This window comes from Pseudomonas sp. UFMG81, assembly GCF_015354575.1.
Lineage (GTDB): Bacteria > Pseudomonadota > Gammaproteobacteria > Pseudomonadales > Pseudomonadaceae > Aquipseudomonas.
Genome location: NZ_JACAFQ010000002.1, coordinates 248,557 through 271,001 on the forward strand (window position 1 = coordinate 248,557; position 22,445 = coordinate 271,001).

At 65.0% G+C, this 22,445-nt stretch carries 14 protein-coding genes; 7 read left to right on the top strand and 7 right to left on the bottom strand.

The window, feature by feature from the left end; translation table 11 throughout:
• Positions 1-1,215 (bottom strand): CmpA/NrtA family ABC transporter substrate-binding protein, encoded by a 1,215-nt coding sequence (locus IX761_RS02940; RefSeq protein WP_194788113.1) that lies wholly within the window; start codon positions 1,213-1,215, stop codon positions 1-3.
• 125 nt (positions 1,216-1,340) lie between these two features.
• Between IX761_RS02940 and IX761_RS02945 the strand changes: the two genes are divergently transcribed.
• Positions 1,341-2,363 (top strand): quinone-dependent dihydroorotate dehydrogenase, encoded by a 1,023-nt coding sequence (locus IX761_RS02945; RefSeq protein WP_194788116.1) that lies wholly within the window; start codon positions 1,341-1,343, stop codon positions 2,361-2,363.
• Positions 2,364-2,521: 158 nt separating this feature from the next.
• Here IX761_RS02945 and rmf read toward each other — a convergent pair whose 3' ends face one another.
• Positions 2,522-2,737, bottom strand: a complete 216-nt coding sequence (rmf, locus tag IX761_RS02950; RefSeq protein WP_023533691.1) for a ribosome modulation factor — start codon at positions 2,735-2,737, stop codon at positions 2,522-2,524.
• 550 nt (positions 2,738-3,287) lie between these two features.
• Here rmf and rlmKL point away from each other — a divergent pair.
• On the top strand, positions 3,288-5,486 hold the full coding sequence (gene rlmKL, locus IX761_RS02955) for a bifunctional 23S rRNA (guanine(2069)-N(7))-methyltransferase RlmK/23S rRNA (guanine(2445)-N(2))-methyltransferase RlmL (protein WP_194788119.1): 2,199 nt from the start codon (positions 3,288-3,290) through the stop codon (positions 5,484-5,486).
• Positions 5,487-5,581: 95 nt separating this feature from the next.
• Positions 5,582-7,978 (top strand): diguanylate cyclase, encoded by a 2,397-nt coding sequence (locus IX761_RS02960; protein WP_194788121.1) that lies wholly within the window; start codon positions 5,582-5,584, stop codon positions 7,976-7,978.
• Between the two features lie 41 nt (positions 7,979-8,019).
• Here the strand turns inward: IX761_RS02960 and IX761_RS02965 are convergent, their stop codons facing one another.
• Positions 8,020-9,369 (bottom strand): NCS2 family permease, encoded by a 1,350-nt coding sequence (locus IX761_RS02965; RefSeq protein WP_194788123.1) that lies wholly within the window; start codon positions 9,367-9,369, stop codon positions 8,020-8,022.
• 357 nt (positions 9,370-9,726) lie between these two features.
• Here IX761_RS02965 and IX761_RS02970 point away from each other — a divergent pair, with 357 nt between their 5' ends.
• Together IX761_RS02970 and aqpZ are read left to right on the top strand one after the other, a co-directional pair.
• Positions 9,727-10,482, top strand: a complete 756-nt coding sequence (locus IX761_RS02970) for a GntR family transcriptional regulator (RefSeq protein ID WP_194788125.1) — start codon at positions 9,727-9,729, stop codon at positions 10,480-10,482.
• Between the two features lie 153 nt (positions 10,483-10,635).
• Positions 10,636-11,334, top strand: coding sequence for an aquaporin Z (gene aqpZ / locus IX761_RS02975; protein ID WP_194788127.1), 699 nt, complete (start codon positions 10,636-10,638; stop codon positions 11,332-11,334).
• Between the two features lie 377 nt (positions 11,335-11,711).
• Here aqpZ and guaD read toward each other — a convergent pair whose 3' ends face one another.
• The 4 genes from guaD to xdhA form a co-directional block, all read right to left on the bottom strand.
• Positions 11,712-13,016, bottom strand: coding sequence for a guanine deaminase (guaD, locus tag IX761_RS02980; protein WP_194788129.1), 1,305 nt, complete (start codon positions 13,014-13,016; stop codon positions 11,712-11,714).
• Positions 13,017-13,027: 11 nt separating this feature from the next.
• The gene (xdhC, locus tag IX761_RS02985; protein ID WP_194788132.1) at positions 13,028-13,873 is read right to left on the bottom strand and encodes a xanthine dehydrogenase accessory protein XdhC; all 846 of its coding nucleotides are present in this window, start codon (positions 13,871-13,873) and stop codon (positions 13,028-13,030) included.
• Positions 13,874-14,026: 153 nt separating this feature from the next.
• A complete protein-coding gene (gene xdhB / locus IX761_RS02990; protein WP_194788134.1) occupies positions 14,027-16,426 on the bottom strand; it encodes a xanthine dehydrogenase molybdopterin binding subunit in 2,400 nt (799 codons plus the stop codon).
• Positions 16,419-17,873 carry a xanthine dehydrogenase small subunit gene (gene xdhA / locus IX761_RS02995; protein ID WP_194788136.1) on the bottom strand — a complete coding sequence of 485 codons (1,455 nt, stop codon included), beginning with the start codon at positions 17,871-17,873 and terminating at the stop codon, positions 16,419-16,421. The genes xdhB and xdhA overlap by 8 nt, the downstream gene beginning before the upstream one ends.
• Positions 17,874-18,143: 270 nt before the next feature.
• Between xdhA and IX761_RS03000 the strand changes: the two genes are divergently transcribed.
• The gene (locus IX761_RS03000) at positions 18,144-18,803 is read left to right on the top strand and encodes a GntR family transcriptional regulator (protein ID WP_194788138.1); all 660 of its coding nucleotides are present in this window, start codon (positions 18,144-18,146) and stop codon (positions 18,801-18,803) included.
• Positions 18,804-18,806: 3 nt separating this feature from the next.
• Positions 18,807-22,295 (top strand): chromosome segregation protein SMC, encoded by a 3,489-nt coding sequence (gene smc / locus IX761_RS03005; RefSeq protein WP_194788143.1) that lies wholly within the window; start codon positions 18,807-18,809, stop codon positions 22,293-22,295.
• Positions 22,296-22,445: the final 150 nt, after the last annotated feature.

Below are 22,445 nucleotides of genomic sequence, written 5' to 3' on the forward strand. Positions count from 1 at the left end.
TCATCCGCCGACGCGGGCGTCGGGCGCCGCGTCCAGGGCGTGCAGCCGGAAGCTGCGCGCGTAACCGTGGGGGTCGCTGCCGTCCCAGCGGTTGCCGTCGATCAGCAGGCTGCTGCGCATGGGCAGGTCGGCGCAGGGCACGCCCATCGCTTCGGCGGCCTGGCGATACAGCGCCAGCTGCTGGACCTGGCGCGCCACCCCGAGGTAGTCCGGGTCGTCGCGCAGGATGCCCCAGCGGCGGAACTGGGTCATGAACCACATACCGTCGGACAGGTAGGGTAGGGTGGCGCGGCCCTGGTCGAACAGGCGCAGGGCATGCCGGTCATGCCAGCGGTTGCCCAGGCCGTCGTGGTAGTCGCCAAGCAGGCGCGGCTCGATGCTGCTCGCCGGGGTGTCCAGGTAAGCGCTGCCACTGAGCAGTTGGGCGGTGCTGCGACGATTTTCCACGCTGCTTTCGATGAAGCGGCCGGCGGCGAGGATCGCCTGGATCAGCGCCCGGGCGCTGTTGGGGTACTGCTCGACAAAACCGCGCGCGCAGGCCAGGACCTTTTCCGGATGGTCTGGCCAGATCGCCTGGCTGGTGGCCAGGGTGAAACCCTGGCCCTGGGCGATGGCCTCGGCCGACCACGGCTCGCCGGCACAGAAGCCGTCGATGCGCCCGGCTTGCAGATGAGCGAGCATCTGCGCGGGTGGCACGACCACGCTGTTGACGTCATGCAAGGGGTGGATGCCCTGGCTGGCCAGCCAATAGTAAAGCCACATGGCGTGGGTGCCGCTGGGGAAGGTCTGGGCGAAGGTCAGGCGTGCGCCACCCTGGTGCACCAGGCGCGCCAGTGCCTCGGGAGTGGTCACGCCTTTGCGCTGCAGGGTGGGCGAGAGATTGATGGCCTGGGCATTCTGGTTGAGCCCCATGAGTACCGCCATGTCGCTGGCCGGGCCGCCACCCACGCCCAGTTGCACGGCGTAGACCAAACCGTACAGGCAGTGGGCGGCGTCGAGCTCGCCGCTGACCAGCTTGTCGCGCAGCCCGGCCCAGGACGCCTGGCGGCGCAGGTTGAGGGTCAGGCCTTGTTGCTGGGCGAAACCCTGGGTGGCGGCGACCACCACCGAGGCGCAGTCACTCAGGGCCATGAAGCCGATGTCCAGGCTGGGTTTTTCCGGCGCATCGCTGCCGTTGACCCAGGCCAGGGGCAATGTCGGGGGAGCTGTGTTCACGTAGTTCCTCGGGCGTTCAGCGGGCTGCATGGGTTCAATCAAGCAACCCATGTGCCATGGCCCTGTCGCCGTGGCGATGCGCTGGCTATAATCGCACCCCTCACACACCGCGAGTCCGCCCACCCATGTATACCCTGGCCCGCCAGTTGCTGTTCAAGCTTTCCCCGGAAACCTCCCATGACCTGTCGCTGGACCTGATCGGCGCCGGTGGCCGCCTTGGTCTCAATGGCGTGCTGTGCAAGCAGCCGACGGCGTTGCCGGTGAATGTCATGGGCTTGAACTTCGCCAACCCGGTCGGCCTGGCCGCGGGCCTGGACAAGAACGGCGCGGCCATCGACGGCTTCGCCCAGCTGGGCTTCGGTTTCGTCGAAATCGGCACCATCACCCCACGACCCCAACCGGGCAACCCCAAGCCACGGCTGTTCCGCCTGCCGGAAGCCACCGCGATCATCAATCGCATGGGCTTCAACAACCTGGGCGTCGACCACCTGCTGGCGCGGGTGCGGGCTGCGCGCTACAAGGGCGTGCTGGGGATCAACATCGGCAAGAACTTCGACACCCCGGTGGAGCGGGCCCAGGACGACTACCTGATCTGCCTGGAGAAGGTGTACAACGACGCCAGCTACATCACCGTCAATGTCAGCTCTCCCAATACCCCCGGCCTGCGCTCGCTGCAGTTCGGCGATTCGCTCAAGCAATTGCTCGATGCCCTGGCGGAGCGCCGTGAGCAACTGGCCGTGGCCAATGGCAAGCGCGTGCCGCTGGCGATCAAGATCGCACCGGACATGAGCGACGAGGAGACCGCGCTGGTCGCCGCGGCGCTGATGGAATCGGGGATGGACGCGGTGATCGCCACCAACACCACCCTGGGGCGTGAAGGGGTCGAGGGGCTGCCGTTCGGTGGCGAGGCCGGTGGCTTGTCGGGTGCGCCGGTGCTGGAGAAGAGCACCCACACGGTGAAGGTGCTGGCGGGCGAGCTGGGCGGCAAGCTGCCGATCATTGCTGCCGGTGGTATCACCGAAGGGCGCCACGCGGCTGAGAAGATCGCCGCTGGTGCGAGCCTGGTGCAGATCTACTCGGGCTTCATCTACAAGGGCCCGGCGTTGATCCGCGAGGCGGTGGATGCCATTGCGGCGATGAAGCGCTGAGCTGACAGGACCTGTTCGCGGGTTTACCGGCGAAGAAGTCGGCTCAGGAGCAAGATGGGACGCATGAACATAAAAAAGGGGCCCCGCATGGGGCCCCCTGGGCCGCAGCCCGCCGCCCGGATGGGGCGCGCATGGTGACTCGAATTCAGTGTCCTCGTTCAGCCAACGGCGTGATTTTCGTTGAGTCTATGGATGCCAGCGGTGCCGGTCATGCCGTCCCAGTTATCACCGCGACCTTCGCGCCAGCCATTGATCCAGGCTTGGCGTACAGAAGGTAGAGTAAATGGGCAAAGTTCGCGGGATTTGCCGGTGACCCCATACTGGTAGCCACGTGAAAATGCTCTTTCCAACGGATCACGCTTAAGTCTTCTCATAGGGTGTTGCCCTCACTTGTTGACTGTAATGTCCCGTCGGCCTCTCCGAGGCCGGGCAGAATCGTTCTGCCGGTGTGCGCCCGCTGCCGGCGTCGCGGGCTGAAAGTGCCGACCCATTGCGGGGCGGCCTGAGACCAGTTCTAACGAATGCAGGTCACAGTGTGAATGATCGATTTGTCATAAGGACGTAACCTTTCTGAGGGTGAAAGGATAAGTAAATAAATGCGACTCAACCTTGTTTGCCGTTGAGCCCGCTATGATCAGGGTTTAGTCAACATTGACGTCAATTGGCCAGCGTCTCGGTACGATGGCTTGAAACAACTGGTAATGCGACGAAGGGTCACATCTGGGCCCATCGGGCGCGAATTTTCATACTGCTCGACGATCAAAGCGTCATTTGCCACCTGGCGATGGCATGCTGCGTCGGGCGGCCAGGCCTGGCGAGATACCTCGCGGGCCACCTGGATGCCTGTTGAAAGGGTGTGCGGGAAAACCTCGGCAGGCCGATGCGTCGGCTGCCATCTACTTAGCCAAAGGCTCTGGATCAACCATGTCGGACCGTTTCGAAGTTTATCTCACCTGCCCCAAAGGCCTGGAAGGCCTGCTCGCCGATGAGGCCCGCCAACTGGGCCTGACCGAAGTGCGCGAACACACCTCGGCCATTCGTGGCGACGCCGACATGGAAACCGCCTACCGCCTGTGCCTGTGGTCGCGCCTGGCCAACCGGGTATTGCTGGTGCTCAAGCGTTTCTCGATGAAGAACGCCGACGACCTGTATGACGGCGTGCACGCCGTCGACTGGGCCGATCACCTGGCGGCCGACGGCACCCTGGCGGTGGAGTTCAGCGGCCATGGCTCGGGCATCGACAACACCCACTTCGGCGCCCTGAAAGTGAAGGACGCCATCGTCGACAAACTGCGCAACCGTGAAGGGCTGCGCCCATCGGTGGAGAAGGTCGACCCGGACGTGCGGGTGCACCTGCGCCTGGACCGTGGCGAGGCGATCCTCTCGCTCGACCTGTCCGGGCACAGCCTGCACCAGCGTGGCTACCGCCTGCAGCAGGGCGCCGCGCCGCTCAAGGAAAACCTCGCGGCAGCGGTGTTGATCCGTGCTGGCTGGCCGCGCATCGCCGCCGAAGGTGGCGCCCTGGCCGACCCGATGTGCGGCGTGGGTACCTTCCTGGTCGAGGCGGCGATGATCGCCGCCGACATCGCCCCCAACCTCAAGCGCGAACGTTGGGGCTTCAGTGCCTGGCTCGGCCATGTGCCGGCGCTCTGGCGCAAGCTGCACGACGAGGCCCAGGCCCGCGCCCAGGCTGGCCTGGCCAAGCCGCCGCTGTGGATTCGTGGTTATGAGGCCGACCCACGGCTGATCCAGCCGGGGCGCAACAACGTCGAGCGCGCAGGGCTGGGCGACTGGGTGAAGATCTACCAGGGCGAAGTGGCCAGTTTCGAGCCGCGCCCGGACCAGAACCAGAAGGGACTGGTGATCAGCAACCCACCCTACGGCGAGCGCCTGGGTGACGAGGCCAGCCTGCTGTATCTCTACCAGAACCTCGGCGAGCGCCTGCGTCAGGCCTGCATGGGCTGGGAGGCGGCGGTGTTCACCGGTGCGCCGGAGCTGGGCAAGCGCATGGGGATCCGCAGCCACAAGCAGTACGCCTTCTGGAACGGCGCGCTGCCGTGCAAGCTGCTGCTGTTCAAGGTGCAACCCGATCAGTTCGTCACCGGCGAGCGTCGCCAGGGCGCTGAGCAGGCTGCCGACAACGAGCCGCGTCGCGCAGCGCCTGTGGCCAGCGAGCCGGCGCGCCTGTCCGAAGGCGCGCAGATGTTCGCCAACCGTCTGCAGAAGAACTTCAAGCAGCTGGGCAAGTGGGCTCGCCGCGAAAAGGTCGATTGCTACCGCGTGTACGATGCCGACATGCCGGAGTACGCCCTGGCCGTCGACCTGTACCACGACTGGGTGCACGTGCAGGAATACGCCGCCCCGCGTTCGGTCGACCCGGAAAAGGCCCAGGCGCGTCTACTCGATGCCCTGTCGGCGATCCCCCAGGCCCTGGGTGTCGACCCGCAGCGCGTGGTGCTCAAGCGCCGCGAGCGGCAGAGCGGTACCCGCCAGTACGAGCGCCAGGCCACCGAGGGGCGCTTCATGGAAGTCAACGAGGGCGGCACCAAGCTGCTGGTCAACCTGACCGACTACCTCGACACCGGGCTGTTCCTCGACCACCGGCCAATGCGCATGCGCATCCAGCGCGAAGCGGCCGGCAAGCGTTTCCTCAACTTGTTCTGCTATACGGCCACGGCCAGTGTGCACGCAGCCAAGGGCGGCGCGCGCAGCACTACCAGCGTCGACTTGTCCAAGACCTATCTGGATTGGGCGCGGCGCAATCTGTCGTTGAACGGCTTCTCCGAGCGCAACCGCCTGGAGCAGGGCGATGTGATGGCCTGGTTGCAAGGGGCGACGGACAGCTACGACCTGATCTTCATCGACCCGCCGACGTTCTCCAACTCCAAGCGTATGGAAGGGGTGTTCGATGTGCAGCGCGACCATGTCGAGCTGCTCGACCTGGCCATGGCGCGCCTGGCACCGGGTGGGGTGTTGTACTTCTCCAACAACTTCCGCAAGTTCCAGCTCGACGAACACCTGGCGACACGTTACGTGGTGGAGGAAATCAGCGCGCAAACGCTGGACCCGGACTTCGCCCGCAACAACCGCATCCACCGTGCCTGGCAGCTGCGCCTGCGCTGAGGCGACGAGGTACATGGCGCGGCTGCTGGCCAGTGGCTATAAAGCACGTAAGGGTTAATCCATTCGCAGGACGCTGACAGTGGTGAGAGTCCTCTATGCCGAAGTCGGGCACACCTGCGAAGCGCTTCGGGCTGCTCGGCGACGAGCTGTCCGCCTGGGCCGTGGCCCTGGCGGCACTGGTCGCCGGCGGCATGCTCACGGCCGCGCTGGCCATCGCCACCCAGGGCTTCTACAAGCAGCAGCTGCGCCAGCGCTTCGAGCTGCTGGCCGCCGAGCGCTACAGCCGCATCGCCGAACGATTCGAGGAGCAGGAGCAACGCCTGGCTGGGCTGCGCCGGTTCTTCGAGTTCTCCACTGAAATTACCCCCCGCGAATTCGATGGCTATGCCCGACCGCTGCTGCACCGCACCCAGGCCTACTCCTGGGCGCCGAGGGTGGCGGCTGACCAGCGTCAGGCATTCGAGCAGCGCGCCGGCAACTTGCTGGGTCGGCCTTACCAGATCCGCGACCCTGACGCCCAAGGTGGCTGGCTGCCCGCGCCTGCCCGCGATCTGTACTACCCGGTGCTCTACACTCAGGCGGTAAGCCAGGAGAGCCAACCCTACGGCTTCGACCTGCTCGGCCAGACGGTGCGCGCCGCGACCCTGGCCCGGGCGATCACGCCGGGGAGCATGGCGGTATCGGCACCGTTGGACATGCTCAACGTCAACCCGTCGTACAGCCGTGGCCTGCTGATGGTCGCCCCGGTGTTCGCCGATTCGGCGCCCACCGGTGGCCCGCCCAGTGGCTATGTCATGGCGCTGCTCAGCCTGCGCCAGCTGATCGTCGAGAGCCTGCCGACGGTTGCCGACGACAACCTGGTGGTGCGCATCCTCGACCTGTCCACCGACGGTGGCCACGAGGTGCTGTTCGATTCCGCCAACCCGGTGGCGAGCATGGCCCTGGCCAGCAATCACCTGCTGCACCTGGCCGATCACCATTACCAGCTCGACATCCGGCCCAGCCTGGGTTTCCTGGCCGCCAACCGCTCCGCTGCGGTGCAGGTGGTGGGCCTGCTGGGCGGGCTGCTCAGCATGCTGTTGGCGACGCTGCTCTACAGCCTGTTCAGCCAGCGCCAGCGCGCCCTGGGCCTGGTCGCCCGGCGCACGGCCGAGCTGCGTGTCAGCGAGCAGTCGCTGCGTGAAACCCACAACCAGCTGCGCAGCGTGCTCGATGCGGCGACTCAGGTGGCGATCATCGCCACCAGCCTCAGGGGCGTGATCAGTACATTCAACGCCGGGGCCGAGCGCCTGCTCGGCTATTCGGCCGACGAGGCGCTGGGGCATCTCACCCTAGAGGACCTGGTGCTGCACGATGAGTTGCACCGCCGCGCCCATGCCTTGAGCTTGCGCTATGGGCGTGAGGTCGGCGCCGGCCAGGCGATGTTCGCCGAAACCGTGCAGGAAGGCGGCGCGGAGCCAGGTGAGTGGACGCTGGTGCGCAAGGATGGCAGCCATCTGCTGGCCAACATGCTGGTGACCGCATTGCTCGATGAGCAGGGCTTGTGGGTGGGCTACCTGGCGATCTGCATCGATGTCACCGAGCGGCGTCGCGTGCATGAGGCGTTGGCGGCGCGCGACCGCCTGCTGGAGAAACTCACCGCCGAGGTGCCGGGTGGGATCTACCAATACCGGCTCGATGCAGATGGCCACTCCTGCTTCCCCTACGCCAGCCAGGGGCTGCACGACATCTACGAGATCGACCTGGCGGTGCTGCAGCAGGATGCCACGCCGGTGTTCGAGCGCATCCACCCCGACGACCTGGAGCGGGTGCGTCGCTCGGTGCGCTATTCCGCCGAGCACCTGACGCCTTGGCGCGAGGAGTACAGGGTGTGCCTGCCCAGGGCGGGCCTGCGCTGGATACGGGGCGAGGCGACGCCGGAGATAGGTGATCATGACTGCACGCTCTGGCATGGGTATCAGACCGACATCTCCGACCTCAAGCGCGTGGAAGAGGAACTGCGGGCGCTGTCGATCACCGATGCCCTCACCGGTATCCACAACCGGCGCTACTTCCAGGAGCGGCTGCGCAGCGAGCTCGACCGTGCTCAACGGGATGGGTCGGAGCTGGCGGTGATCATGCTCGACATCGACCATTTCAAGCGGATCAACGACCTGCATGGGCATGCGGTGGGTGACCTGGTGCTGCGCAGCTTGTGCCAACGCATCGGCAACCGCCTGCGGCGCACCGATGTGTTCTGCCGGTTGGGGGGCGAGGAGTTCATGGTGCTGTGCCCGGGCAGCAATGCCGAGCAAGCGCGCTTGTTGGCACTGGAGTTGTGGCAGGGGGTACGCAGCGTGCCGATCGAAGGTGTCGGGCGGGTGACGGCGAGCTTCGGGGTGGCGGGATGGCGCAATGGCGAGGGTGCCGATGCCCTGTTGTTGCGGGCGGATGCGGGCGTATATGCCGCCAAGCAGGCCGGCCGTGACCGGGTCGAGGCGGAACTGCCTTAGTTCGTGGCCTGGCGACGCCGCCAGGCCACGGGTGTTGCAGGTTACAGGAACACGAACTTGGCAATGAAGATCACGGCCAGTACCCACAGGCTTGGCGAAATCTCCTTGAACTTGCCGGCACCCGCCTTCAGCGCCACGTAGCTGATGAAGCCCAGGGCGATACCGTCTGCCACGGAGAAGGTCAGCGGCATCATGATCACCGTCACGATCGCCGGGATGCTGTCGGTGGCTTCATCCCACTCGATGTGCGCCATGCTGCCCATCATCAGCATCGCCACGTAGATCAACGCACCGGCGGTGGCGTAGGCCGGGATCATGCCCGCCAGCGGGGCGAAGAACATCGCGGCGACGAACAGCAGGCCAACCACCACCGCAGTCAGGCCGGTACGGCCACCGGCGGCGACACCTGCGGCACTTTCCACGTAGCTGGTCACTGGTGGCACGCCCACTGCCGCACCGAACACGCTCGAGGCGCTGTCGGCCTTCAACGCCCGCGACAGGTTCTCGATGCGCCCATCCGCTGACACCAGGCCGGCGCGCTGGGCAACACCCATCAGGGTGCCGGCGGTGTCGAACATGTGCACGAACAGGAACGCGAAGACCACGCTGATCATGCTGACGTTGAACACGCCCGCCACATCCATGGCCATCCAGGTAGGCGCCAGGCTTGGCGGCATCGACATCACCCCGCCGAACTTGACCAGCCCAAGGCCCCAGCCGGCCAGGGTGACGCTGATGATGCTGATGAGGATCGCGCCGAACACACGTTTGTAGCTGAGGATCGCGATCAGCAGGAAGCACACGGCCGCCAGCAGTGGGCCTGGCTCGTGCAGCGAGCCCAGCTTGACCAGCGTGGCCGGGCTGTCGACGATGATGCCCGCGGTTTTAAGGCCGATCAGTCCGAGGAACAATCCGACGCCGGCACCCATGGCATGGCGCAGGCTTACGGGGATGCTGTTGAGCAGCCACTCGCGGACCCGCGACAAGGTGAGGAACATGAACAACACGCCCGAGATGAACACTGCACCCAGCGCGGCCTGCCAGGTGTAGCCCATGGTCCCGACCACGGTGTAGGTGAAGAAGGCGTTGAGCCCCATGCCCGGTGCCAGGCCCACCGGCCAGTTGGCGTACAGGCCCATCAGCAGGCATCCGAGTGCAGCGGCGATACAGGTGGCGACGAAGGCCGCTCCATGGTCGATACCTGCGTCGGCCATGATGTTGGGGTTGACGAAAATGATGTAGGCCATGGTGATGAAGGTGGTCACCCCGGCGATCAGCTCGGTTCTTACGGTCGTGCCATGTCGCTTGAGTTTGAAAATCCGCTCCAGCAAGCTCGTTTCGAGCGGCGGGGCGAGATCCAGCGTAGGGGCTTCGGATTTGCGGCTTTCCACAGCGAGTACTCCTCAAGTCTTTCTTGTTGTTCGAAGCCTGGCCTGAGCAGTGCACTTGGGGGCTTCGCGAGGGGGGTGTGTGGCAGACGTCCGACCATTTTGTTGACTTATGGGTCAGGAAGTTGCTCGCAGGATTATGCTTTTGTGTACAAATAATGCAAATAATGTTTTATGTTTTGTGCGCACAATCTGCCGAACAACGGCTATATAGGTTAAAGGCCCCCTGCAGAAACGGGTCAGCCTGTGTACAATGGCGCCATACCTTGGCCCATCATTTTCTTCCCGGACTTGCCACCCACCCGCTGACAGGCATTACAGTCACGGTCCGACTGGCAGATCCCTTGTGCTCGAGCGCCCATGAACGAACAGCTGCAACCTCTGAAAAAACCTGCGCGCACCGGCAAGGCCGGCCGCAGCGGTACCCAGGACGACATCGTCTACGCGCATATCTTCGAGGCCATTCTCGAACAGCGCCTGGCGCCGGGCACCAAGTTGAGCGAGGAAGCGCTGGGCGAGATCTTTGGCGTCAGCCGCACCATCATCCGTCGCGCCCTGTCGCGCCTGGCCCATGAAAGCGTGGTGCTGCTGCGGCCCAATCGCGGTGCGGTGGTGGCCAGCCCCACGGTCGAAGAAGCGCGCCAGGTGTTCTTCTCGCGGCGCATGGTCGAGCGCGCCATCACCGAGCTGGCCGTGCAGCATGCCACCTTGGATCAGCTCAACGAATTGCGCCAGATGGTGCGTGAAGAGCGCGACAGTTTCTCCCGTGGCGACCGCGGTGCCGGTATCCGCCTTTCCGGTGAATTCCACCTCAAGCTGGCCGAGGCCGCCGGCAACGCGCCGTTGGTGAGTTTCCAGCGCAGCCTGGTGTCACAGACTTCGCTGATCATCGCCCAGTACGAGAGCGGCAACCGCTCGCACTGCTCGTACGACGAGCATATGCAGTTGATCGATGCCATCGAGGCCCGTGATGCGCAGCAGGCGGTGAGCCTGATGATGCACCACATGGACCATATCGACAGCAAACTCAACCTCGACGAGGAAAGTGCCTCGGACGATTTGCACGCGGTGTTCTCGCATCTGCTGAAAAAGCCCAAGGCTACCGCCAAGGGTTGATCGTTTGCCTGAAACATTGAGGGGCTGCGTAGCAGCCCCTTTTTAATAACTGGCCGTTTATCCGAACCCTGATAGATTTACTAGTTGCAAACCCCTTTTCAATGTGGTTGGGCTTGCGCAGCCGTTGCGTCCAATTACTTGAGGAGAGGTCAAATGACGACGTCTTTAGGTGTGCGCATGGGTGCCGAGCTGGTCGGCACTTTCTGGTTGGTGCTGGGAGGCTGTGGCAGTGCGGTATTGGCCGCCAGTTCACCACTCGGCATCGGTGTTCTCGGTGTCGCCTTCGCTTTTGGCCTGACGGTCCTGACCATGGCGTTCGCCATCGGCCATATCTCCGGTTGCCACCTCAACCCTGCCGTGTCGTTCGGCCTGGTGGTGGGTGGACGTTTCCCGGCTAAAGAGCTACTGCCGTACGTCATCGCCCAGGTCATCGGGGCGATCCTTGCGGCGGCGGTCATCTATTTCATCGCCAGCGGCAAGGCCGGGTTCGAGTTGGCCAATGGCTTGGCATCGAACGGCTACGGCGAACACTCGCCAGGCGGCTATACGCTGGCGGCGGGCTTCGTCAGTGAGGTGGTGATGACGGCGATGTTCCTGGTGGTGATCATGGGCGTCACCGATACCCGGGCACCGGCGGGCTTCGCACCGATTGCCATTGGCCTGGCGTTGACGCTGATCCACCTGATCTCCATCCCGGTAACCAACACCTCGGTGAACCCGGCGCGCAGCACTGGGCCGGCGTTGTTCGTGGGGGGCTGGGCGCTGCAACAACTGTGGCTGTTCTGGGTGGCGCCGCTGATCGGGGCGGCAATTGGCGGCATGCTGTATCGGGGGCTGGCAAAACAGTCCTGAAACAGCGGGTGGCTCATCGCCGGGCAAGCCCGCTCCCACACCGTTTCTGTAGGAGCGGCCTTGTGTCGCGAAAAGGGGGGGCGCAGCGCCCCCAGGATCTCGAGTACGCCCCAGGTCGCCGGGGTCGCTGCGCGGCCCTTTCCGGAAGGTCCGGCGCTCCGGCAAGGCCGCTCCTGCAGGTGAGCGCATGCAGCCACCAGGTGGGAGCAACTGTCTTGCGCATGAATCTGTAGGAGCGGCCTCGTGCCGCGAAAGGGGCGCGTAGCGCCCCCAGGTTCTCGAGTACGCCCAAGATCGCCGGGGCCGCTGTGCGGCCCCTTCGCGACACAAGGCCGCTCCTACAGAGACCGCGCAAGATGCGGGGGCGGGTTCGCGTGTCAGCGCTGGTGCACGCAACGCCCGGCGGCGTAGGTTTCACGCACGGTGCGGTCATCGCCCAGGGTGGTGAGCACGAACAGGGTTTCCTCGATGCTGCCGGACTGCTGGATGCGGTAGTCCAGCAGTGGCGTGGCCTTGTAGTCGAGCACCACGAAGTCGGCATCGTTGCCCGGGCGCAGGCTGCCGATACGGTCGTCCAGACGCAGGGCGCGGGCACCGCCCAGGGTGGCCAGGTACAACGACTTGAACGGGTGCAGGCGTGCGCCTTGCATCTGCATCACCTTGTAGGCTTCGTTCAGGGTGTTGAGCAGCGAGAAGCTGGTGCCGGCGCCGACGTCGGTGCCCAGGCCCACATTGACCTTGAAGCGCTCGGCCTGGGGCAGGTTGAACAGGCCGCTGCCGAGGAACAGGTTGGAGGTGGGGCAGAAGGCGATGGCCGAGCCGGTCTCGGCCAGGCGCTTGCATTCGTCGTCGCACAGGTGCACGCCGTGGGCGAATACCGAGCGCTCACCGAGCAATTCGAAGTGGTCGTAGACGTCCAGGTAGCCGTTCTGTTCGGGGAACAGCGCCTTGACCCACTCGATCTCCTTGAGGTTCTCCGACAGGTGGGTGTGCATGTACACGCCCGGATGCTCCTTGAGCAACTGGCCGGCCACCGACAATTGCTCTGGCGTGCTGGTGGGGGCGAAGCGTGGGGTGACCGCGTAGTGCAGGCGGCCCTTGCCATGCCAGCGCTCGATCAGCGCCTTGCTGTCGCGGTAGCTGGTTTCGGCGGTGTCGGTCAGGTAGTCCGGGGCGTTGCGGTCCATCATCACCTTGCCGGCGATCATCCGCAGATCCAGGCGCTCAGCTTCCTCGAACAAGGCGTTGACCGACTCGGGGTGCACGCTGCCGAACACCAGGGCGGTGGTGGTGCCGTTGCGCAGCAGCTCCTGGAGGAAGATTTTCGCCACCTTGTCGGCGTGGGCCTTGTCGGCGAACTGCTTCTCGCAGGGGAAGGTGTAGGTGTTCAGCCAGTCCAGCAGCTGTTCGCCGTAGGAACCGATCATGCCGGTCTGCGGGAAGTGGATGTGGGTGTCGATGAAGCCTGGGGTGATCAGGGCATCCTGGTAATGCACCACTTCAATGTCGGCATCCAGGGTCGGCAGCAGCTCGCTGGCATGGCCGAGGGCCTTGATGCGACCACCGTCGATCACCAGCAGGCCGTCCTCGTAGTACTCCTGGGAGGCCTCCAGGCCGACTTCGGCGGGGTCGGCGATGCTGTGCAGGATGGCGGCGCGGTAGGCTTTGCGGGTTGCGGTCATGGGTACGCTCGTCAAAGGGTCTGGCTGCGCCGGGACGGCGGCAGCAACTGGGCAATCGGGCCTGAGTTGGCGCCAGCGTCGTGCTGGCCGAAACAGGCGTTGTAGGTGGCAATGATCTCGGCGGCGATGGACACGGCGATCTCGATCGGCAGCTTGCCTTTCACTTCGGCCAGGCCCATCGGGCAGCGCATCCGCGCCATCAGCGCGTCCTCGAAACCGCGCTCGCGCAGGCGGTGCTCGAACTTGACCCGTTTGGTCTTCGAGCCGATCAGGCCGAACCAGGTGAAATCATTGCGTTTGAGAATGGCGGCGGTGAGTTCCAGGTCGAGCTGGTGGTTGTGGGTCATGACGATGCAGTAGCTGCCTGGCGGCAGGTCCGCGACTTCGTCGACCGGCTCCTCGCTGACGATCTTGCTCACCCCGTTGGGGATGAGCTCGGGGAATTCCTGCTCGCGCGAATCGATCCAGCGCACCCGGCAGGGCAGCGCGGCGAGCAAGGGTACCAGAGCCCGACCGACATGGCCTGCGCCAAACACGGCGATCTCGGCCTGCACGCCGGTCATGGGCTCGAACAGCAGCACGGTAGCGCCACCGCAGCACTGGCCGAGGCTGGCGCCCAGGCTGAAACGCTCCAGGTGGGGCGTGGAGCGGTGCTCCTCGAGCATCTGCCGGGCGATGTGCAGCGCCTTGAACTCCAGGTGGCCACCGCCGATGGTGTCGTACAGGGCACTTTTGCTGACCACCATCTTCGAGCCAGCGTTGCGCGGGGTGGAGCCGCGCTCTTCGATGATGGTCACCAGCACGCAGGGTTCGCCGCGGGCTTGATGATCGGCGAGGGCGTTGATCCATTGGTGCATGTTCCGAATCCTCCTCGGTCCATTGTAGGAGCGGCCTTGTGTCGCGAAAGGGCTGCGCAGCAGCCTCGGCAATCTGTTCGGCAACTCCGAAACCCTGGGGCCGCGTTGCGGCCCTTTCGCGACACAAGGCCGCTCCTACAGGATCTTGCGCTGTCAGTGAGTGACGGTTTCCAGTTCGGCCTCGGTCGGCTGTTGCTGTGCCACCGCCTTGCGCATCTGCTCGCAGCCCCACAGCACCCGCTCCGGCGTCGACGGCGCGTCGATGTTCGGCTGTACGCGGTAGTCGGCAATGCTCGCCACGGCGTCCTTGATCGCGCACCAGGCCGCGATGCCGAGCATGAACGGCGGCTCGCCCACGGCCTTGGAGTGGAACACCGTGTCTTCGGGGTTCTTGCGGTTCTCCACCAGCTTCACACGCATGTCGATCGGCATGTCGGCCACCGCCGGGATCTTGTAGCTGGCCGGGCCGTTGGTCATCAGCTTGCCCTTGGCGTTCCACACCAGCTCTTCGGTGGTCAGCCAGCCCATGCCCTGGACGAAGCCGCCTTCCACCTGGCCGATGTCGATCGCCGGGTTCAGCGAGTCACCCACGTCATGCAGGATGTCGGCACGCAGCATCTTGTACTCGCCGGTGAGGGTGTCGACGATCACTTCCACGCAGGCGGCGCCGAAGGCGAAGTAGTAGAACGGCCGGCCGCGGGCCTGGGAGCGGTCGTAGAAGATCTTCGGCGTGCGGTAGAAACCGGTGGTCGACAGCGACACCTGGGCGAAGTAGGCCTGCTGCACCAGTTGCTCGAAGCTGACGATCTGGTCGCGCACGCGTACATGGCCGTTGCGGAACTCGACGTCTTCCTCGGTGACGTTGTAGTGCCGTGCGGCGAATTCGGTGAGGCGCTTCTTGAGGATCTCGGCGGCGTTCTGCGCGGCCTTGCCGTTCAGGTCGGCACCGCTGGAGGCGGCGGTTGGCGAGGTATTGGGTACCTTGTCGGTATTGGTGGCGGTGATCTGGATGCGGTTGAAATCGACCTGGAATACCTGCGCCACCACCTGCGCGACCTTGGTGTTCAGGCCCTGGCCCATTTCGGTGCCGCCGTGGTTCAGGTGAATACTGCCATCGGTGTAGATGTGGATCAGCGCGCCGGCCTGGTTGAGGAAGGTGGCGGTGAACGAGATGCCGAACTTCACCGGGGTCAGCGCCAGCCCTTTCTTCAGCACCGGGCTGTTGGCGTTGAAACGGCGGATCGACTCACGGCGCTCGTGATAGTCGCTGCTGGCCTCGAGCTCTGCGGTCATCTCCTCGAGCATGTTGTGCTCGACGGTCTGGTAGTAGTGGGTGACGTTGCGCTCGGTCTTGCCGTAGTAGTTGGCCTTGCGCACCGCCAGCGGGTCGAGGGCCAGGTGGCGGGCGATATGGTCCATCACCTGCTCGATGGCGACCATCCCCTGTGGGCCGCCGAAGCCGCGGTAGGCGGTATTGGAGGCGGTGTTGGTCTTGCAGCGGTGGCCGTGCACCGTGGCATCGCCCAGGTAGTAGGCGTTGTCGGAGTGGAACATGGCGCGATCGACGATCGAGCCCGACAGGTCAGGCGAGTAGCCGCAGTTGCCGGCCAGGTCGAAGTTGATGCCGTGCAGGCGGCCGCTGTCGTCGAAGCCCACGTCGTACTCGACGTAGAAGGGGTGGCGCTTGCCGGTCATGGTCATGTCTTCGACCCGCGGCAGGCGCATCTTGGTGGGTTGGCCGGTCAGCCGCGCGATTACCGCGCACAGGCACGCCGGGCTTGCCGCCTGGGTTTCCTTGCCGCCGAAGCCGCCGCCCATGCGGCGCATGTCGAGGACGATCTTGTGCATGGGTACGTCGAGCACTTCGGCGACCAGCTTCTGCACCTCGGTGGGGTTCTGCGTGGAGCAGTAGACGATCATGCCGCCGTCTTCGGCGGGCATCACCGAGCTGATCTGGGTTTCCAGGTAGAAGTGCTCCTGGCCACCGATGTGCAAGGTGCCCTGGATGCGGTACGGGGCGCTGGCCAGGGCGGCGGCCGAGTCGCCGCGCTGGTGGGTGTGGCTGTCGAGCACGAAGTGCTTCTTGCGCAGGGCCTCGACCACGTCGAGCACCGGCTCCAGGTCTTCGTACTCGATGATCGCCGCCATCGCCGCGCGGCGTGCGGTTTCCAGGTCGCGAGCGGCCACGGCGAGCACCGGCTGGCCGAAGAACTCGACCTTGTCGATGGCCAGCAGCGGGTCGCCGGCCACCACCGGGCCGATGTCCTTCAGGCCAGGGATGTCTTCGTGGGTGATGGCGATGCGCACGCCTTCGAACTGGTAGCACGGCGTGGTGTCGATGCGCAGGATGCGCGCATGGGCGCGGTCCGACGTGCGCGCATAGACGTGCAACTGGTTGGGGAATTCCAGGCGGTCGTCGATGTACACCGCTTCGCCTGCCACGTGCTTGTCGGCGCTGTCGTGCTTGAGGCTGCGGCCGACCCCGGTGGTCAGGTCCTGGCTGAACAGTTCGGCCATCTCGGCCTGGCTCTTGACGGCGTGATGGTTAGACATAGTCGGTCACCCGGGTTTCGATGTGCGGCGATTGCAGTTCGATGAAGTACTTGCGCAGCAGGTTCTGCGCGGTCAGCAGGCGGTACTCGCGGCTGGCGCGGAAGTCGCTGAGTGGGGTGAAGTCCTCGGCCAGGGCCTGGCAGGCGCGCTCGACGGTAGCCTGGTTCCAAGGCTTGCCGCGCAGGGCGGCTTCACAGGCGCGGGCGCGTTTGGGGATCGCCGCCATGCCGCCGAAGGCCACGCGCACGCCGCTGACCACGCCGTTCTCGATGCTCAGGTTGAACGCCGCGCACACCGCCGAGATGTCGTCATCCAGGCGCTTGGACACCTTGTAGGCGCGGAACGCCCAATCGCTGGTGGCGCGGGGCACGATGATCTTTTCGATGAACTCGCTGTCCTGGCGCGCGGTGATGCGGTAATCGATGAAGTAGTCTTCCAGTGGCAGTACGCGCTGGCGCTGGCCCTGGCGCAGGACGATCTGTGCATCCAGGGCGATCAGCAGGGGTGGCGAGTCGCCGATCGGCGAGGCATTGCCGATGTTGCCGCCCAGGGTGCCCTGGTTGCGGATCTGCAGCGAGGCGAAGCGGTGCAGCAGATCGCCGAAGTCGGAGTATTCCTCGTTCAAGGCGGTGTAGCAGTCGGTCAGCGGCGTGGCGGCACCGATTTCCAGGTGCGTGGCAGTCTTGTCGATGCGCTTGAGCTCGGCGACATGGCCGACGTAGATCATCACCGGCAAGGTGCGGTGGAACTGGGTGACTTCCAGTGCCAGGTCGGTGCCGCCGGCCAGCAGGCGCGCTTCGGGGTGCGAGCTGTAGAGGTCGGCGAGGTCCGCCACGGTCAGCGGCACCAGGCAGCGTTTGTCGCCACTGTTGAGCTCGCCGGTCTGTTGCGGGGCGATGGCCTTCAGGCGTGCGATAGTCTGCGCCTGTTGCGCGTCGAACTGGTCGCGGCAGGGGCGGGCGCAGCTTTGCTCGGCGGCGTCGAGGATCGGCCGGTAGCCGGTGCAGCGGCACAGGTTGCCGGCCAGGGCTTCCTGGGCCTGATGCAGGTCGTGGCCTTCGCTGTTCTTCTGCAGGGCGAACAGCGACATGACGAAGCCGGGGGTGCAGAAGCCGCACTGCGAGCCATGGCAATCGGCCATGGCCTTCTGCACGCTGTGCAGTTCGCCCTGATGCTTGAGGCCCTCGACGCTGATCAGCTGTTTGCCGTGAAGGGAAGAGACGAACGTCAGGCATGAGTTGAGGCTGCGGTAGCGGATGCTGTCGCTGCCCTGGTCATCGCTGACGAGTTCGCCGACGACCACGGTGCAGGCGCCGCAGTCACCGCTGGCACAGCCTTCCTTGGTGCCGGGTTTACCCAGGTGCTCACGCAGGTATTGCAGCACCGTCATGTTCGGGTCCAGGGCGTGCTCGTTGCGCAGCTCCTGGTTGACGAGAAACTGGATCACGGGGGAGGGCCTCGCAATGGTTTTATTGTTGTTCGGGCGGACTCTAAGCAACGCTTGACGTTGTGGTCAATAAATTTCTGACTCAAAGGTCAAGAAAGCGCTCAAATGCCTTCCGAACTGCCTCATCAGCCTTTTCCCAAGCATAGTTCGCGCCGTGTAGGAAAGTTGCCCGGCAGTCGCAGAAAGCACGCGCTCCCGCTGCGCGAGTGGCGGGCAAGTGCGCTACAATCGCGCGCTTGTGCACAGCGACTTAAGTTTCGAAGGAAAACCATGACGTTCAAGGCGCCGGACAGCCTCTCCGAGCAGATTGCCCACTACCTGGCCGAGCGGATCATCCGCGGCGAACTCGCGCCCGGCGAACGCATCCAGGAGCAGAAAGTCACCCAGGCCCTCAACGTCAGCCGTGGTTCGGTGCGCGAGGCGCTGCTGATTCTCGAACGCCGCCACCTGGTGGCGATCCTGCCCCGGCGCGGTGCCCATGTAACCGAGCTGGACGAGAACAGCGTGCGCAGCCTGTGCGCCCTGATGAGCGAGTTCTACATCCTGCTGGGCAACGCCGTCGCCCTGCATTGGCGCACCGAGGCCGATCTGCGCCCATTCCTGGAGATCCAGCAGCGCCTGGCGCAGGCCCATGCCAGCCAGGACATCAAGGCCTTCGTTGCCGACAGTTTCGCGGTGATGCGCGCTGCCTACCCGTTCGCCAACAACCCCTACCTTCAGGAAACCGTCGAGAACCTGCAGCCGGCCATGAGCCGTGCCTACTACCTCGCCCTCGACCAGCGTCAGGCCAACATGGTCGACTACCTCAACCTGTTCGCCCGCTTGCTCGAAGCCGTGGTCGCCCGCGACCAGCCGTGCATCCGCGAGGTGCTCGCCGCCTATTGCCAGCGCAGTTGCGAACTGGTGCTGGCGGCGCTGGCGCGTGTCTGACCGATGCGCCTGAAGTGCATCCGCCTGGCCGGGTTCAAGTCGTTCGTCGACCCGACCACCGTCAACTTCCCCAGCAACATGGCGGCCGTGGTCGGCCCCAACGGCTGTGGCAAGTCCAACATCATCGACGCGGTGCGCTGGGTGATGGGCGAAAGCTCGGCCAAGAATCTGCGCGGCGAGTCGATGACCGACGTCATCTTCAATGGCTCCACCAGTCGCAAACCGGTCAGCCAGGCGAGCATCGAACTGGTGTTCGACAACAGCGACAATACGCTGGTCGGCGAGTACGCCGCCTACGCCGAGATTTCGATCCGTCGCAAGGTTACCCGCGACGCGCAGAACACCTACTACCTCAACGGCACCAAGTGCCGTCGGCGTGACATCACCGACATTTTCCTCGGAACCGGCCTGGGGCCGCGCAGCTACTCGATCATTGAACAAGGCATGATCAGCAAGCTGATCGAGGCCAAGCCCGAAGAACTGCGCAACTTCATCGAGGAGGCGGCGGGCATCTCCAAGTACAAGGAGCGCCGCCGTGAGACCGAGAACCGCATCCGCCGCACCCAGGAGAACCTCGCGCGCCTGACCGACCTGCGCGAAGAGCTGGAGCGCCAGCTCGAACGCCTGCACCGCCAGGCCCAGGCCGCCGAGAAATACCGCGAGTACAAGGCCCAGGAGCGCCAGCTCAAGGCGCAACTCTCAGCCTTGCGTTGGCGCGACCTGGATGAGCGCGTGCGCCAGCGCGAAAGCGTCATTGGTGATCAGGAAATCGCCTTCGAGGCGCTGGTGGCCGAGCAGCGCAATGCGGACGCCAGCATCGAACGCCTGCGCGATGGCCACCACGAGTTGTCCGAGCGTTTCAACCAGGTGCAAGGGCGCTTCTATTCGGTGGCCGGCGACATCGCCCGCGTCGAGCAGAGCATCCAGCATGGCCAGCAGCGCTTGCGCCAGTTGCACGACGATCTGAAGGAAGCCGAACGTACGCGCCTGGAAACCGAGTCGCACCTGGGCCACGACCGTACCCTGCTGGCCACCCTCGGTGAAGAGCTGGCGATGCTCGAGCCCGAGCAGGAATTGACCCTGGCCGCCGCCGAGGAAGCCGCCGCCACGCTGGAAGAAGCCGAGCAGGGCATGCACGGCTGGCAGGAACAGTGGGACACGTTCAACACCCGCTCCGCCGAGCCGCGCCGCCAGGCCGAAGTGCAGCAAACGCGCCAGGCCCAGCTTGAGGCCAGCCTCGAGCGGTTGGCCGAACGCCAGCGCAAGCTGGGTGAGGAAAACGACCAGCTCGGCGCCGACCCGCAGGAGCACGACATGCTCGAGCTCTCTGAGCAGCTGGCCGGCAGCGAAATGTTGCTCGACGAATTGCAGCTGCAAGAGCAACAAGTGATCGAGTTGCTGGAAAGCCTGCGCGACCAGTTGCAGCAGGCCAGCCAGGCGCAACAGCAACAGCAGGGCGACCTGCAACGTCTGGGCGGCCGCCTGGCCTCGCTCGAGGCGCTGCAACAGGCCGCGCTGGAGCCGGGTGCCGGGGCTGCCGACTGGCTGGGCGCGCAGGGGTTGGCGCAGCGGCCGCGCCTGGCCGAGGGCCTGCGCGTCGAGGCCGGTTGGGAACTGGCGGTGGAGACCGTGCTGGGTGCCGACCTGCAGGCCGTGCTGCTGGACAGCTTCGACAACCTTGACTTCGCTGCGCTGGAGCAAGGCGAACTGCGCCTGCTGATGGGCGCAGGTGAGGGCGCGCGGGTGGCCGGCAGCCTGCTCGACAAGGTCGAAGGTCGAGCCGACCTGTCGCCTTGGCTCGGTCAGGTCAAGCCGGTGGAAAGCCTGGAGCAGGCGCTGGCGCTGCGTCCGACGCTGGCCGACGGCCAGAGCCTGGTCAGCCGTGACGGCTATTGGGTTGGCCGGCACTTCCTGCGGGTCAGCCGTGGCGGTGAGTCCCAGGGTGGTGTGCTGGCCCGCGGCCAGGAAATCGAACGCCTGGGCCAGGAGCAGCTTGAGCAGCAGGCGCAGCTGGAGCAACTGGAAGAACAGTTGCAACGCCTGCGCGAGCAGCAACTCGACCTGGAAGAGCAGCGCGAGCAGTTGCGCCGCCGCAGCCAGGATGAAAACCGCCAGCACGGCGAACTCAAGGCACGCCTGTCCGCCGGCCAAGCCCGCGCCGAACAGCTCGAGCTGCGCCGCCGCCGCCTGGAAGAGGAACTGGCCGAGCTGCAGGAACAGCGCGCCGTAGAACACGAGCAACTGGGTGAAGCGCGCCTGCTGTTGCAGGACGCCCTCGACCTGATGGCCCAGGACACCGAGCAGCGCGAGCAACTCATGGCCCGTCGCGACACCCTGCGCGAAGGCCTCGACCGCATCCGCCAGGAGGCCCGCCAGCACAAGGATCACGCCCACCAGTTGGCGGTTCGCCTGGGCTCGCTACGCGCCCAGCACGATTCCACCCGTCAGGCCCTCGAACGCCTGGAGCAACAGGCCGCGCGCCTGAGCGAGCGCCAGGAGCAGCTGAGCCTGAACCTGGAAGAGGGCGAGGCACCACAAGAAGAGCTGCGCCTGAAGCTCGAAGAGCTGCTTGAACGGCGCATGAGCGTCGATGAGGAAATGCGCCAGGCCCGGCTGCACATGGATGAAGCCGACCGCGAACTGCGCGATGCCGAGCGCCGGCGCACCCAGGCCGAGCAGCAGTCGCAACTGTTGCGCGGCCAGCTGGAGCAGCAGCGCCTGGAGTCGCAAGGCCTGGATGTGCGCCGCAAGACCTTGCAGGAGCAGTTGCTCGCCGACGGCTACGACTTGCAAGGCGTGCTCGCCACCCTCGGCGCCGAGGCCAGCGAGCAGGGCACCGAGCAGGAACTGGAGCAGCTCGAAGCCCGCATCCAGCGCCTGGGCGCGATCAACCTGGCGGCCATCGAAGAGTACGAGCAGCAGTCCGAGCGCAAGCGCTATCTCGACGCCCAGGACGCCGACCTGGTCGAGGCACTGGAGACCCTGGAAAACGTCATTCGCAAGATCGACAAGGAAACCCGCAACCGCTTCAAGGATACCTTTGATCAGATAAATGCCGGATTACAGGCACTTTTCCCGAAAGTTTTCGGCGGTGGCAGCGCTTATCTGGAACTGACGGGCGAAGATCTACTCGATACAGGGGTGACGATCATGGCGCGCCCCCCGGGCAAGAAGAACAGCACCATCCATCTGCTGTCCGGTGGCGAGAAAGCGTTGACCGCCCTCGCCCTGGTGTTCGCCATCTTCAAACTGAACCCGGCGCCGTTCTGCATGCTCGACGAAGTCGACGCACCGCTGGACGACGCCAACGTCGGGCGCTACGCCCGCCTGGTCAAGGAAATGAGCGAAAGTGTGCAATTCATCTACATCACCCACAACAAGATTGCCATGGAAATGGCCGATCAATTGATGGGGGTGACCATGCACGAACCGGGTTGCTCGCGTCTGGTCGCCGTCGACGTGGAGGAGGCCATGGCCATGGTCGACGCCTGACGAGCCCGTTCAGGGTGTGAACATGCAGGCAAAAAGCCCAGCAGGTGCGACAGACGGTGTAAAGTTGCCTTTGGTCGTGCTAGCTTTACGTCACTTGTTTTTGCGTGGGTAAAACGCCTGTCAGAACATAGAGTTGGCGCCACGTGTTAA

Excerpts from the sequence above, each read along its gene's own strand:
- IX761_RS02945 (WP_194788116.1), top strand. The coding sequence starts at position 1,341 with ATGTATACCCTGGCCCGCCAGTTGCTGTTCAAGCTTTCCCCGGAAACC.
- rmf (WP_023533691.1), bottom strand. The coding sequence starts at position 2,737 with ATGAGAAGACTTAAGCGTGATCCGTTGGAAAGAGCATTTTCACGTGGC.
- rlmKL (WP_194788119.1), top strand. The coding sequence starts at position 3,288 with ATGTCGGACCGTTTCGAAGTTTATCTCACCTGCCCCAAAGGCCTGGAA.
- IX761_RS02960 (WP_194788121.1), top strand. The coding sequence starts at position 5,582 with ATGCCGAAGTCGGGCACACCTGCGAAGCGCTTCGGGCTGCTCGGCGAC.
- IX761_RS02970 (WP_194788125.1), top strand. The coding sequence starts at position 9,727 with ATGAACGAACAGCTGCAACCTCTGAAAAAACCTGCGCGCACCGGCAAG.
- aqpZ (WP_194788127.1), top strand. The coding sequence starts at position 10,636 with ATGACGACGTCTTTAGGTGTGCGCATGGGTGCCGAGCTGGTCGGCACT.
- guaD (WP_194788129.1), bottom strand. The coding sequence starts at position 13,016 with ATGACCGCAACCCGCAAAGCCTACCGCGCCGCCATCCTGCACAGCATC.
- xdhC (WP_194788132.1), bottom strand. The coding sequence starts at position 13,873 with ATGCACCAATGGATCAACGCCCTCGCCGATCATCAAGCCCGCGGCGAA.
- xdhB (WP_194788134.1), bottom strand. The coding sequence starts at position 16,426 with ATGTCTAACCATCACGCCGTCAAGAGCCAGGCCGAGATGGCCGAACTG.
- IX761_RS03000 (WP_194788138.1), top strand. The coding sequence starts at position 18,144 with ATGACGTTCAAGGCGCCGGACAGCCTCTCCGAGCAGATTGCCCACTAC.
- smc (WP_194788143.1), top strand. The coding sequence starts at position 18,807 with ATGCGCCTGAAGTGCATCCGCCTGGCCGGGTTCAAGTCGTTCGTCGAC.